Below are 13,785 nucleotides of genomic sequence, written 5' to 3' on the forward strand. Positions count from 1 at the left end.
TCGCGCTCAGGCCGACGTTTCGGGCCGATACGGGCGAAGCACCACGGGCTCCCTCCGCACCGGTCCCGGCAGATGATGCCGGGGCATGGCGGGATGGAACGCCCCGGAAGACTCGACCCGGACCGGGATCGCGTCCGCCTGGGCCATCTGGCTGGCACGGATCAGCAAGGACAGATTGATGGCGGCAACGATCGGCGGGGCGACGAAGAGCCAGACCCGGGCGACGCTCAGGTGCAGCGGCAGGTCGAGCCCGAGGTTCAAGCCGGCCATCAGGAAGAGACCTTCCAGCACCAGCCCGGCCATCAGGCCGGCCGCGACCAGGACGAACGACCGCCGGTCCCTGGCGAGGACCGGGAACGGCACGATGACGGACGACCAGAGGGCGGCGATGCCAGCCAGCGCCGGAATCCCAAGGGACAGATTGCTCATGGCACCCTCCAGGCTCCAGCTCTCGGCGAAGATGCAGAGGCTGGAAAACGTGAGGCTCAGCGCGTGGAGGCCCGGGAAGATCGTGACCGGATAGATCAAGAACGCCGCGAGGCAGCGCCAGGCCGCGACGACGTCATTCTTCACGTCCCGATCCATGCCGGCCTCTCTCGGTTTGAACGCGGCGCACGACGGGACGCGAGGGTCCTCATGGATTCCTTCTATCGGGCCACGGTCGGCCGGTCTGAAGTCCGATTCGATTCGGACCATCCCCGCGGCTCGGGTCGTGACGCCTGGGCACCCCCCTCGGGCCTGCCGGGAGAAGGCTTTCCGGGATCCGCCCGACCGGGAAGCGGCGTGACCCACCAGTCGAGGAGGCTCGGCCCAAACGGCAAGATCCCCACCCCGGGGACTCCCAGGGCCTCGGCCGTGTGTTGCCGCGATTCGAGGGTGCGCGCGGCCTCGAAGAAGCGCGCCTGCTTCAGCTCGCGCTCGGATCCGTCGAACCGGGCCGAGGCCAGGTGCATGTAGTACGTCCCCGTGCGGGCACAGACCGTGGCCCAGAGCGTCACGTCCACGCCCAGCCGATCCGCCCATCCCTTCATGTCGATCGCGGCCGGGCCGTCGCGAGTCGCGTCGGGTTTCAGGCCGAGGGCACCACGCGATGCGAGCGCGTCGAAGATGGCCCCGGCCAGGGCGAGCTGGGTCCGAAGGGCGTAATGATGGGCGTCGTGGAAGAGCGTGTCGTCGAGGATGCCATGGGCCGAGAGCGGGCGCAGGCTCTCCGGGCCGTCGATGAGCACCAGGCCGCGACGTGCCGCGAGCTCTCGATAGATGTCCGCCAGCTCGCTCTGACAGCGCACAGGGAACCCGTCCAGGTCGCGGGCCCGGACGTAATGCTGGCGCGCCTCCGCGAAATCACCGGCCCGCTCGAGCAGCCGGGCGAGTCGGAAGTGGGCTTCGGCGAACGCCGGGGCGGAGTCGAGCAGCGCCCGATAGGCCGCCGTCGCGTCCGTCGGATGGTACGTCTCCAAAGCTCTTGCATCCAGCAGATTTCGGGTGAGACGCTCGCGGTCCACCGGGGCCACGTCTCCCGGCAACACGCTCCGATTGGGCTCGAAGCCGGACTCATTGGCGGGGGGGATCATCAGGATCGGCAGGGCGCCGATGCGTTCGCAGTACGCGACGAGGCTCTCGAGCCGGCGCCGGAAATCCTCGACGATCTCCTGATGCTCCGACGGCGTGAACATGGGCGGGTCGATCGGCTGATGGCGGTTGACGAGCGGCGGCGGACCTCCGACGCGATGGCGACGGACGGTCTCGTAGACCCGCAGGCAGAGCGGCGAATGGAGGCTGGCGCGATAGAGCCATTTCAGGGCTCCGCCGGCGGGGGCCTCCGCGAATCCGGCGTCGCGGGAGGTCGCGAAGCGGGAGAGATACTCATTGTGGCCACAAGCGATCAGGATCGCGTCCGGCCGCCTCGTCAGCGTGACGAGGCCCTTGTGCATATCCTCGAGGTTCGCCCCCAGCTTCGCGCGCATGTCCAGGTCCACCCGGGTCCCGGGGAGGGCGTCCTCGATCTTCCGGGCCAGGACCTTGCCGATCGACACCTTGGGATCGTACGGATAGCCGAGTGCCGTCGATCCGCCGATGACCACCAGGGATAGCTCGCCAGGGGACGCGGAGGCGGCGAACTCCGTCGGGAGCCGGGGCATCCGATGTTCCCAGGCGGCCCATGCCGCCGCCGCGAGCTCGCAGGCCCCGAGCGCCGCCAGCCCCGACGCCGAGGCCAGGGCAAGGCGTGCCGCCCTGGGGCTCGTTCGCTGCCGGCGACGGCGATAGAGGACGCGCCAGGACGCGCCAACCAGGACGGTCGGCAGCACGACGATGGCGCCGAAGTAGCCGACCAGCACGGCTCGCAGGATGAACTCCGTGATCCACCGGGCCTGGTCCCTGGGGACCAGCGGCAGCCATGCGTCCAGCGCGATCCCGGCCGCGCAAACGCCCAGGATGCAGGCCGCCAGGGCACCTCCCTTGGCGACGGTCTTCCAGCGGACGTGAGACGCTCCCGGCGATCGCATCGATCGGATTACCTCGCAGTTCAAGGGCTCGCGGATCAGATCGGCACCAGGAGAGTCCCCGCGAGTCGATCCTGGATGCTCCGGCCGGGGAAGATCAGCGCCAGGGCGGCATATCCGAGCAGGACGACGACCGCGGCGATCCAGAGTGCCAGGGCGGCCCCGACCGCGGCCGGGGCGGCGTCCTGCACGTAGCAGCTCGCCGCCAGCAGGGTCGAGGGAGGGGCCCAGATCAGGAACGATCGCCAGGCGGTTGCCCGCCGGCCGGCCGGCCGGCCGTCATTCCGGACGAGGCAAAGCCCCGCAAGCGCCGCGCTCAGGCCGCCGGGGTTCGCCACCGACCAGAGGGTCCAGAAGCAGGGCACCAGGAACACGATCGCGGCGTTGCCGGGGAAGAGGCCCGGGCCGAGCAGGCCGCTCGAAACCAGGAGCATGATCGCCAGACCCGGGGACAGGAAGAAACCCTGGATCGCCAGATGCAAACCCCGCCGGGCCGGTCGCACCTCGGTCGGCCTGGTCGTCGCCGCCTCGAGCTCGGTGCGGACGGCCTTCAGGGACGCGAACGGCGCGCGCGATCCGGTGAGGCGATCGAGGAGGATCCGCGCCCGTTCCGGCACCGCCGCCCGGATTCGGAACCCCCCGGGCGCGGGCGTCGAGCCGCTCGTCGTGCTCCGCCGCGCGAAGCCGATGCGCCCGCTCGCCGAGCCGCTCGGGGAGTGCAGGAAGCGTGGCAGGCCCCTGGGCCGGACCCCTTCGAGCGCCACCCGGGCCACCTCCCCAAGGAAGGCCATCGCCCGCTGCTCCTCCCCGCCGGCCTCGGGCGTGGGCGCAGGATCGTCGAGGATCTCCGCGAGCTGGACGCCGCCATCGGGGCCGATCCAGACCTGACGGGGTGAGAGCCGCCTCGGCAAGGAGCCCTCGTCGCAGCCGACCTGGAGCTCCTCGGACAGTTCCAGCAGGATCGGTAGGACGTCGCGCCAGGGCAGGCCCTCGCCGCTGACCATGTCCTCCAGGGGCGTGCCGGACGGCGCCGTGAACGCGTCCCAGCGCCCGGACGCATCCTCGCCGCCGCCGATCCAGCGGAGCCGGCCGCGACGATTCAGCGCCCTCCGCGCGGCCGAGACCGCGGGGCCGCCCGGCTCGCGAACGACGATCCAGACGTCACGCCCGAGGCTCGCGTCGTGACCCACGAGGATCTTGTGACTGCCTTCCGCCTCGATGACCTGCCGGATCGCGTAGGGGCCGATCGACCGGGTCGAGGCCCCCGCGGACGCCGCGCCGGCCGACACCCCGGAGGCCGCCAGCGACTGGAATCGCCGCGTGGGCCGGGGGCGGACCTGCCGTACGCCGCCGACGACCCGCGTCCCGCTCAGCCACTCATGCGGGCCCCGGAGGCCCGAGCCCTGCCGCATGGTCGAGACCAGCGCCAGGAGTCCCGCCGCCCGGATCACGACGTTGGACGCGAAATACTCGAGGACCATCCGCGGCCCCTGCGGGTGCGACGTGAGCTCCGCGAAGAGGTCGGACGGGAGCTCCGTCAGGCCGTAGAAGATCGATGTCCGGACGAGCCCCCGCAAGAACCCCGGCGGTCCGCCCCGATCCATGCGGCTGACCCTCAGGTCGAAGGTCCACTTGCCCAGCGAGGCGCCCCAGTATCCCTCCACGAGGGAATAGTACAGGAACCAGAGGATCCGCTCCGCCCAGCCGAAGTATCTCCCTTGCTGACGGTAGACCTGGTCCGCCTGCAGATACTGCAAGTCGTGATAGAGCAAGAGCACGCCGAAGAGCGCCAGGCTCACCAGATACCAGAGGCCAAGGTCCACGGCGTAGGCGCCGACCCGCCGGCCGAGGCGCGCGATCGAGAGCCGCTCGGGGACGAACGGGAGCAGCGCCTCGTGCAGCTCCTGGAGGTTCCGCCATCTCCGTGCCGGGTCGCGCTCGAGCCCGCGATGGATCACGGTCTCGAGGGCCCGGGGTAGTTCCGGCCGCAGGCCTCGGAGCGCCGGGGCGGGTTCCGAGACGATCCGCGCCAGGGCCTCCGCGGCATCGTTGGCGCGCACCGGCGGACGACCGCTCAGGAGATAGTAGATCGTCGCGGCCACCGAATAGACGTCGGTCCGCTCGTCCACCTCGTCCCGCTTGATCTGCTCCGGGGACGCGTAGAGCGGCGTCCCGATGAACGTGCCGCTCCGGGTCAGGCCGGCCTCGGATTCCAGCGACTTGGAGAGGCCGAAGTCGCCGATCTTCACGCGGCCCCCGTCGTCCAGGAAACAGTTCGCCGGCTTGACGTCGCGATGGATCAGCCCGCGCTTGTGGAATTCCCGAAGGCCCTCGATCACGTCCAGGATCTTGAGGATTGCCGCCGAGCTCCCGAGCGGGCCGTCCCGCTCCACGAGCGTCTGGAGGGTCGTCCCCGACATCAGCTCCATGACGATGTACGGACGCCCCTCGAACTCATCCACCGCGCGAACGAACACGCATCGCGGATGCGTCACCGCGCTCGCCAGCCGCCCCTCCTGCCGGAATCGATTGACCGCTTCCGAGTGGTCCGGATAGTCCCCTCCGATCAGCTTGATCGCGACTCGCTGGGATTGGGCCTCATCCTCGGCCTCGAAGACCGTCCCCATGCCGCCGGAGCCGAGCTTCCGGATCAGCCGATACCCCGCGATCCGCTCCGGGAACGATTCCGAGGCCGCGTCGACCCCCGACGGCGAACCTTCCAGGACGACCGTCTCCCCCACGAACCGGGCCGATTGCACCCGCGTGCTGTCCGGATCGGTCTCTTGCTCGGCCGATGGGCGTGCCGCCGGCGGTACGGGCGACACGGCCTGTGCGGCCCGCACCGGATCCGCGATCTCGACGGACTCGGCCGGCAGAGGGACGCCGCAATAGGCGCAAAACGAGGGCCGATCGCCCGTGTAGGCGAGAACCTTGCCGCATCTTGGGCATTCGATCTGCATCGGCGTGCGTCCCGAGAGGAATGCGTCCCGCGAGGTCCTCCGTTCTCGCATGATCCATGGTCGCGGGCTTCTGCATTACCGTCAAGCGAAGGGCGTGACATCGAACCCGAACCGTCCGCTCTCTTCTTGCATGGAAGGTCCTTGTACGGCAATTGACCTTCGATTAATGTTCTTCTTATCAGCAGCCCGATCGAAATTCGGTCGGCCATCACGTGAAGACCGTTCCCGTCCCCCGCGGATTCATCCGCCCGATTCCGGTGCAGACATGCGATCCTCGACGTCAGGAACCATGGCCCCGGTGAGGCTCTGGGCGATCTTATCGCTCCCGGTGCTTTGCTGTGCCCTGGCTCCCGCGGCGCGGGCCGGATGTTCGGCACATTACCTCAACGTGCGGATGCTGGCCACCGCCGAGACCGGCAACCTCGATCGGCTCGTCCGGGGCAGCCTGGAACTCCCTCGAGAGGCCGGGCGGGCTCCCGCAAGGCCCGCGCCCTGCTCGGGTGCGCTCTGCTCGGGAAGACCGGCCGTTCCCCCTGCCACGGCAACGCCCGTCGTGAGCTCGGTCGAATTCGAGTGGGCCCTTTGCCTTCGCCCTCCGTTCGTCGCCGATCCGGGCTCCTTCGCCCGATCAATCGAGGCCCCTCCCGGCACGCCGCTCCACCACCCTCCGACCGTCTTCCACCCACCTCGCATCCCCTGCCCTCGCCAGGCGTACTGACTGCGCACTCAGGGAATCCGACCTCCTGACGTCTCCCGGCCCCTGTCGGCCCGGCCTCGTCGATGGCGTGCGATTCCCTGATGTTCGCCCGGCGCCGCCCGCGTGACGGGCGACGCTCCCCGCGTTCGCCGTCCGGCAACTCCTCGGCGCCTCGATCCGCATGGCGACGGCCGAGAGCCCTCGGATCGTAAGGTACGACGAGGCCACCTGGATCCGGCCGCACGATCAAGGCCTATTGCTGTCACGTCGCGACCCTGGCCGGGCGGGCGATTGCTCCCGATGAAGTCGGCCGAGAATGCACCGATAGCGGCACCGGACGGGCGACGGCCTCGGGCCCGCCTCGTCGTGCGAGAGTGGAGGATCAGAAATGGATCGAAGTCTCGGGTGGATCCGCCATCGAGCCACGTTCCTCGCGGCCGCGGCCATCGTCGTGAGCCTCTACTTCATGACCCGCGAGCGGGCCCTGTCCCGGGTCGAGTCGGATCGGGTCGCGACCACCTTCCGATTCAGTCGGACGCCGCTGCCGGAGGTGCCCGACCACCCGCCCTACAAATTTGTCCGCAAGGTCCATCCGAGCGTGAAGCACATCCGGGCCTACGTCTCCACCCTCGGGGCGAGCGTCTCGATGGGCGACGTGGATGGCGACGGCTTGCAGAACGACGTCGTCTGGGCCGATCCGCGAACCGACCTGATCCAGTGCGGCCCCGTCCCCGGGACGGGCTCTCGGTTCGAGACCTTCGCCTTCGATCCCGGCCCGTCGTTTCCCGGCTGGAATCCCTCGACGATGTGCCCACAGAGTTCCCTGATCGCCGACCTGAACGAGGACGGCCTCATGGACGTGGTCGTGGTGTACTGGGGCCGGAGCCCGATCGTCTACCTGCGCAAGGCTCCCGCCGATTCCAAGACCCCGCCCGCCGCCGCCGAGTTCGAGGCACGGGAGCTGCTCGAGGGGGGGGATCGCTGGTACTCCTCGACGATCGTCGCCTCCGACCTGGACGGCGATGGGCATCTCGACCTGATCCTCGGCAACTACCTCCCCGACGGCTCGCGGATGATCGATGAGAACGCCGAGGGATCCGAGACGCTCCACGACTCCCTGGCGAGGTCCGGCAACGGCGGCGGCCTGCGGTTCTTCCGATTCGCCGGGGCGACCTCCGGCCCCCACCCGACGGTCCGGTTCGAGCTCCAGGGGGGCGTGATCGCCGACGAGCTGACCCACGGCTGGAGCTATGCCATCGGGCCGGTCGACCTCGACGGCGACCTCCTGCCGGAGCTCTACGTCGCCAACGATTTCGGCCCCGACCGACTGCTCCACAACCGTTCGACGCCCGGGCACTTCCAGCTCGTCGCGCTGAACGGCGAGCGGACGATGGGGACGCCGGCCTCGTGCGTGATCAACCACGACTCGTTCAAGGGCATGGGGACGGACATCGGCGACATCAACGGCGACGGCCTCTTCGACATCTACGTCAGCAACCTCACCTCTCCCTGGGCGCTCACCGAGAGCCACTTCCTCTGGCTGAACACCGGCCACCCGGAGCGGATGAAGGACGGGATCGCCCCGTTCCGGCAGGCCAGCGAGGAGCTCGGGCTGTCGCGGAGCGGCTGGTCCTGGGACTGCCGGCTGGTCGACCTGAACAACGACGGCGTCCTCGAGGCGCTCCAGGCGAACGGCTTCATCAAGGGCAAGACCAACAAGTGGCCCGAGCTCCAGAGCCTGGGGACCAGCAACAACCAGTTGCTCCACAACCCGAAGTTCTGGCCGAGCCTCCAGCCCGGCGACGACGTCAGCGGCAAGGACACCTTCGCCTTCTTCGTCAAGGGCCGGGACGGCCGCTATTACGACGTGGCCCCGAAGCTGACCCTGCAAGACGGCCGGTCGATGTCCGAGGCGATGGTGACGCGGGGGATCTCCGTGGCGGACGTGGACGCCGACGGACGGCTCGATTTCGCCCTCGCCAACCAGTGGCAACCCTCCTACTTCTACCACAACGAGTCCCCAGATCCGGGGACCTTCCTGGGCCTGCACCTCCTGCTCCCCCTGGAGAAGGGGACGCCGACGCTCGTGACGCCGGGGATCGGACACCCCGCCGCCGAGATCCAGGGCCGTCCGGCCATCGGCGCCATGGTGACCGTGACGCTGCCCGACGGCCGCCGTCGAATCGCCCAGGTGGACGGCGGGACGGGATACGCCGGCAAGCGTGCCCCCGACGTCCACCTGGGCCTCGGCTCGGCCGACGAGGCCGCGGTCGAGATCCGCTGGCGCGACCCCGACGGCAATCCCCGTGCGGAGAGCTTCCAACTCAAGGCGGGCTGGCACACCATCCGATTCGGCTGGCCGAAGGATGATCAGAAGAGGGAGATCTGATGGCGGATACGACCGAGACGAACACGACGCTCAGGTTCTACCCCGGAGGCAGCGCGATCCGGCGCTACTTCGCGCTCTGGTATTTCACCATCCTCCTCGTGTCCTGGAACATCCTCGGCCACAGGTTCCTGGGATTCGAACAGTCCGATCTCCAGCCGATCGTCGGCGTCTCGACGGCCATCGCCCTCCAGTTCCTGCTGGAGTGGATCGATGCCCGGGCGAAAGGGCGGAAGACCCGGTACTCGGGATCATGGGCGAATTTCATCAACTTCCTGCCGCCCGCCATCATCCCGGGCCTGGCCGTCGCCATGCTCCTCTTCCCCAACGAGCGGCTGATCCCGATCATGTTCGCCTCGGGACTCTCGATCTGTTCCAAGCTCCTCTTCCGCGCCCCGGTGGGGGACGGCAAGACCCAGCACATCTTCAACCCGTCCAACATCGGGATCGTCGCGACCTTGCTCCTGTTCCCGTCGATCGGGGTCGCCCCCCCCTACCACTTCACCGAGAACCTGACCGGGATGTGGCACTGGGCGCTGCCGGGCTTCGTGCTGGCGACGGGCCTGATCGTCCACGGGTTCTTCACCGGCCGATTGGTCCTGGTCGTCTCCTGGCTGCTCGCCTTCATCATCCAGGGACAGTTGCGGGCCTGGTACTTCGGGAGCTCCTGGATCGTCCCCCTGACCCCCATGACCAGCGCGGCGTTCATGGTCTTCACCCTCTACATGATCCCCGACCCGGCCACGACGCCGGTCCAGCCGTGGCGACAGGCCTTCTTCGGCCTCGCCATCGCGGCGGTCTACGGCACGCTCCTGGTCAATCACGTGGTCTACGGGCTGTTCATTGCCCTGGCGATCGTCTGTGGCCTCCGGGGCGCGGGCCTCTATGCCTGGGCCGCCTGGGAGTCGATTCGTCGCGATCAGAAAGAGACCGCCGTGCTGCCGCCCGAGATGGCCGGCGTGGCGAAAGGGATATCAACGGGCTGACGCTCTCCTGCGATGTCCGATGTCCGAGTGAACCTCTCCACCCCATCCGAAACGCGAAGGTCAACCGAAGATGCGCACCACGATCAGGAGCGCGATGGTCCACGCGACCAGGCAGTTCGCCAGCCGTTACGTCTGGACCCATCCCAACATCGCCCAGACGTTTCGATGCCGGCCGACGTATCACGCCTCGTTCAAGAGGGCCTGGCTGTCCCTGATGTGGGGCGGCGAGGCCCAGAGGCGGCGACTGCGAGAGGCCGTCGCCGTGGCGATCTCCTCCGCGAACCGATGCTTCTACTGAACGTCGGAGCATCTGCTCTTCCTGCAGGCTGCAGGATCCGACTTCGGGAGTGCCCACGACCTGGTTGATGCGATCTCGGAGGCTATCCGGGCCCCGCACGACGAACGCGTAGACGGAGAGATCCACCTCTTCAGGCCCCAGCCGACGACGAATCCCGGCCTCCTTGGCCGGCCTCCGGTCCTGCATCCGGAGCGGATCGCGGTGCGCGTCGAGCGTGCCGGCTGCTCGGGCCGCGACGGATTGCTGGTCGCGCTCGCGGCCCACGCGACCATCGCCTCGCCGCTGGATCAGCTCGACGTCGACTGGATCGCCTCCGCGGCGGCCCGGATCGGGGACGGGGACCTGCTGCGAGAGACGGCCGGGGTGGTGTTCACGTTCAACACCGTCAACCGCATCGCCGATGCGCGTCGTGTGCAGCTCGAATATCGCTTCCTCCGCGAGCTGAAGCCGATCAAGGGGTGGCTCGAGCGTCGGCTCGCCTCGCTGACCAGCCTCGCCTACGACCTGTCCTACCAGCATCAGCCCCGGCGCTCCTCCGCGGAGATGCTGGACCGGCTGGGCGGGCTCTTCGGCCGGCTGGGCGCACCGGTCATGCCGGACCTCTTCCCCTGGTTGAGCGGATCCCCGGCCGTCCTCGAGGGGATCCTCGAGATGATCGAGGTCAACTTCACGAGCGCGGGGGTCCGCCTCGACCTCCTCAAGGAAGCCCTGGGCATCGCCGTCGGGAGCCGCGGGATGGCCGGATCGGGCCTGCGGACGATGGTCGATCAATGGCTGTCGCGGGCCTCCCTGCCCGACTCGACCACGCTCGGCACGCTGGCTTCCCTCCCCGGCCCTCCCTCGGGCACCGACCTCGTGACCGCCTGCCGCCGCTATGCCTGGCGCGTCGCCAACGCGGCCTACACCATCACGGATGAGCAGATCCACCACCTGTCCGCCCTCGGCCTCTCCGACGCCGAACTCTTCGACCTCACGCTCGCCACCTCCGTCTTCACCGCCCTCGCCATCGTCGAACCGATCGGCGCCGCCGTCGCGACCATCCCGAGCACCGCGGCCTAGCGCGGATCATGAATGGGCCGCAGGCCATCAATGCAGGCTCATCCGGCGGAAGCGAAAGCTGGCTTCAGGACGAGGCCAAATCCGGCTCTCCCCCTTACCAAGGGGGAGTTGGAGGGGGTGAACGGTCCGAGCCATGGCGATCGAATTCCCCCCCCTGAATCCCCCCTTGGTGAGCTCTGCGTTACCCACAAGTCAGTGAAAGCCGACCGAGGCCGAGCGAGGTCGCACGTCGGGCATGGGCGAGCCGTTCCGGTCCCCTCCCCCCTGTGTGGGGGAGGGTTAGGGAGAGGGGGCTACCACACCGGCCAACCGGCCCGGCGTCGATGCCGAGCGGCCTCCATCGAAGCGGCCCGTCTTTCATCCTCGGCCTGCCCGTTCCCCCTCTCCCTGACCCTCCCCCACCAGGGGGGAGGGGATCGGAATGGACCGCCTCACTTATCAAAAACGGGCCATTGCTCTATATCTCAGTGCCCTAGAGAATATCGAGACTCCTTCAGTCTTCCGATCGAAGGAATGGATGACCGATGCCACGATCGGCGCGAGCCTCGGCCGGGGGAGATGGCGACCACGTGATCCACCGCGGCGATGCGCGCTCCGAGGTCTTCCACAAGCCGGCGGACTACCTGGCGTTCCTGACGATCGCGGCCGCGGCCGTGATCCGCCTGCCGATGAGGGTGCTGGCGTATGGCCTGCTGCCGAATCACGTCCATCTGGTCCTCTGGCCGTGCGAGGACGGGGACCTCAGCCGCTTGATGCACGGGCTGATGACCTCGCACGTCCGGCGCCACCTGCGCCACGATCACCGCAGCGGCCACGTCTGGCAGGGGCGGTTTGAAGCCTTCCCCATCCAGGAGGACGAGCATCTGCTCCGCGTGATCCGCCACGTCGGTCGAGGGCAACGCCCTGCGGGCCAACCTCGTCGACCGGGCCGAGGCCTGGCCCTGGTCGGTCGAGCCTCCGCCCCCTCGCCGATGGCCCGCCCCTGGAGCCCGGCCCGGTCCCCAGGCGTGCCGGCTGGCTCGAATTCGTCAACACGCCGATGACCGGTGCCGAGCTCGCCACGATCCGCCTCTCCCTCAAGCGCGACCGCCCCTACGGCGCCGACGCCTGGACCCGCGACACCGCCCGGCTCCTCGGCCTCGAATACAGCCTCCGCGATCGCGGCAGGCCCCGGAAGACGGCCGAAGGCGGAGAGGACGGAGGAGGTGCAATGACCCAACCTTCATAGGTTGCGGCAAAATACTGGAATGTCCCATTATCGTCCAATGGAATGTCCCATTATCGTCCAAAAATACTGAAATGTCCCATTATCGCCCCCCCCCCATTATCTTCCTCCTGGAATGTCCCATTATCGGCCTCTTTATCGGCCCACCATCGAGTCGGTGGCCTCCACGGTTGACCGACTCCGTCTGGCCTCGATGAAGACCTGAGTTAGCCCTGCCTGATCAGCCGATGGCCTTTCAGTGCGAAACCCTTCTCTTCTAGCCGTCGCGTCCACCCGTCCCGCGTTCCGATCGAGTTGGTCTCTTCCAGCAGCCCATGTCTCTCCTCCTGCTGGGTCAGCCGCTCGAACTTCGCGTGGAGAGGATGTTCCGCGTGCAGGAAGGCCTCCTTGCGGTGGAGCACGGGCGGGTTGCCGCCCCGGCCGAATGCCTGAGACTCCAACTGCCGGGTACGCATGCAGAGCTTCACCGAGCGGACCAGCGCGGGATGCGGGTCCGTGTCGAAATCGGGGTAGGACAGGTAGGAGATTCTCCCCGAGAAGCGGTGGAGCTTGATGATGTTGGCGTCCTCGATCTCCCCGAGATAGGCGCGGGCGCACCCCTCGTAAACCCGGAGGATCGGTTCCAAGTAATTGAGCGCGCTGCGGTGTACGTAGAGCGAGTCGGGCAGCAGCTTCCCGATCGCTGACCGCTTGCAGGCAGCGTCCACGAGTTCGGCGTTCCCCGCCCCGAAGAGCAGCTCATCCGCCTGTTCGCAGGCCCGCGAATAGCCGCCGAAAAACGCCTTGATGTCGCGCTGGAGCGAGCGGGGCAGCAGGATGAGGGGCGGCCGCTTGCGGAATCGTGCCAAGGCCAGGTAGACCAGCATATCCTCAGCCCGGCGCTTGGCGATCTGCTCCCAGGCGCTATCGCCGGTGATCCGCTTGACTACGGCGAATGCCCTCTTGAGCGACCCGAATCGGTCGATGATCGCCGGGGCTTCAGTGAACTCGTCGGCCTCAGGCAGGCGGCCGAAGGTGGCCACCACCCCCATCAGCGCGTCGAGCAGCTCTCTGTTCTCCTGCGATTGATCCTCGGCGGGCCGTCTCCTCGGCACTATCTCCCGGCGCCGAAAGCGGTTAGCGAGGAATTGCTGACGGCGAGCTTCGTCCTTAAAGAGGTAAAAGACGCCGACTGCGGCCGGGATCGCCTCGGCCTCCAGCTTATCCTCTAGGTAGGCCTTCAGATCCCCTTGCTCATAGAATTTCTGGAAAGTCCCGCGGCCCGTGAGGACGCCGTCCCCGAACTCGACCGGGTTCTTACCCCGTCCATTCACAAGGACTTGCGCCGAGACTACGAGAGCCTGACGGCATAACTCCCAAGCTTGGAGGAGCGTGGCGTTGCGTTCCTCCGGATCCTCGACGACGTTGATCACGTAGCCGAGGTTGACGATGTCCGCCGCATTCCTCTCGCCGTCGGGCTTGTAGACCGGGTCCCATCCTGAAGCCGTAAAGCCATCGACGGCAAGAAGTTCGAGGTCTTCGCCGCGGCCGCAGCCGTAATCGAAGAAGGTGATGGACTGGTCGAGCAGCCCGTCGCGCAGGGCACATTTGACCGGGCGGGAAAAGTCGCCCCGTATTATCGCGGTCTTGTGCCTGGGAATGGCCGACCCGTCCATCGGACCTCCGTCGGG

At 68.1% G+C, this 13,785-nt stretch carries 10 protein-coding genes; 6 read left to right on the top strand and 4 right to left on the bottom strand.

Annotated features, from left to right (window positions below; all coding sequences use genetic code 11):
* Positions 1-6: 6 nt before the first annotated feature.
* From G6O54_RS12855 to G6O54_RS12865, 3 genes are all read right to left on the bottom strand, one after another.
* Entirely contained in the window at positions 7-585 is a 579-nt protein-coding gene (locus G6O54_RS12855; RefSeq protein ID WP_165225749.1) for a hypothetical protein, read from the bottom strand.
* Between the two features lie 62 nt (positions 586-647).
* Positions 648-2,507 carry an SGNH/GDSL hydrolase family protein gene (locus G6O54_RS12860; RefSeq protein ID WP_165225751.1) on the bottom strand — a complete coding sequence of 620 codons (1,860 nt, stop codon included), beginning with the start codon at positions 2,505-2,507 and terminating at the stop codon, positions 648-650.
* Between the two features lie 35 nt (positions 2,508-2,542).
* The gene (locus G6O54_RS12865; protein ID WP_165225753.1) at positions 2,543-5,464 is read right to left on the bottom strand and encodes a protein kinase domain-containing protein; all 2,922 of its coding nucleotides are present in this window, start codon (positions 5,462-5,464) and stop codon (positions 2,543-2,545) included.
* A gap of 1,085 nt (positions 5,465-6,549) precedes the next feature.
* On the opposite strand from G6O54_RS12865, the gene G6O54_RS12870 reads away from it, so the two are divergent.
* The 6 genes from G6O54_RS12870 (at position 6,550) to G6O54_RS12895 (ending at position 12,118) form a co-directional block, all read left to right on the top strand.
* Positions 6,550-8,550 (top strand): CRTAC1 family protein, encoded by a 2,001-nt coding sequence (locus G6O54_RS12870; protein ID WP_165225756.1) that lies wholly within the window; start codon positions 6,550-6,552, stop codon positions 8,548-8,550.
* Positions 8,550-9,533: a hypothetical protein gene (locus tag G6O54_RS12875; protein WP_205678757.1), complete on the top strand. Its 984-nt coding sequence runs from the start codon at positions 8,550-8,552 to the stop codon at positions 9,531-9,533. Before G6O54_RS12870 ends, G6O54_RS12875 begins: the two co-directional genes overlap by 1 nt.
* Before the next feature lie 70 nt (positions 9,534-9,603).
* Positions 9,604-9,831 carry a hypothetical protein gene (locus G6O54_RS12880; protein WP_165225759.1) on the top strand — a complete coding sequence of 76 codons (228 nt, stop codon included), beginning with the start codon at positions 9,604-9,606 and terminating at the stop codon, positions 9,829-9,831.
* 201 nt (positions 9,832-10,032) lie between these two features.
* A complete protein-coding gene (locus G6O54_RS12885; protein ID WP_165225762.1) occupies positions 10,033-10,890 on the top strand; it encodes a hypothetical protein in 858 nt (285 codons plus the stop codon).
* Between the two features lie 524 nt (positions 10,891-11,414).
* The gene (locus G6O54_RS12890; RefSeq protein ID WP_165225765.1) at positions 11,415-11,933 is read left to right on the top strand and encodes a transposase; all 519 of its coding nucleotides are present in this window, start codon (positions 11,415-11,417) and stop codon (positions 11,931-11,933) included.
* Complete coding sequence (locus tag G6O54_RS12895; protein ID WP_165225768.1) at positions 11,930-12,118, top strand: hypothetical protein; 189 nt, start codon at positions 11,930-11,932, stop codon at positions 12,116-12,118. The genes G6O54_RS12890 and G6O54_RS12895 overlap by 4 nt, the downstream gene beginning before the upstream one ends.
* A 203-nt stretch (positions 12,119-12,321) precedes the next feature.
* Here the strand turns inward: G6O54_RS12895 and G6O54_RS12900 are convergent, their stop codons facing one another.
* Positions 12,322-13,770, bottom strand: a complete 1,449-nt coding sequence (locus G6O54_RS12900; RefSeq protein WP_165225771.1) for a DNA phosphorothioation-associated putative methyltransferase — start codon at positions 13,768-13,770, stop codon at positions 12,322-12,324.
* Between the last annotated feature and the right edge of the window lie 15 nt (positions 13,771-13,785).

Origin of the sequence: Aquisphaera insulae (assembly GCF_011064615.1) — a bacterium.
GTDB classification, from domain to species: domain Bacteria; phylum Planctomycetota; class Planctomycetia; order Isosphaerales; family Isosphaeraceae; genus Aquisphaera; species Aquisphaera insulae.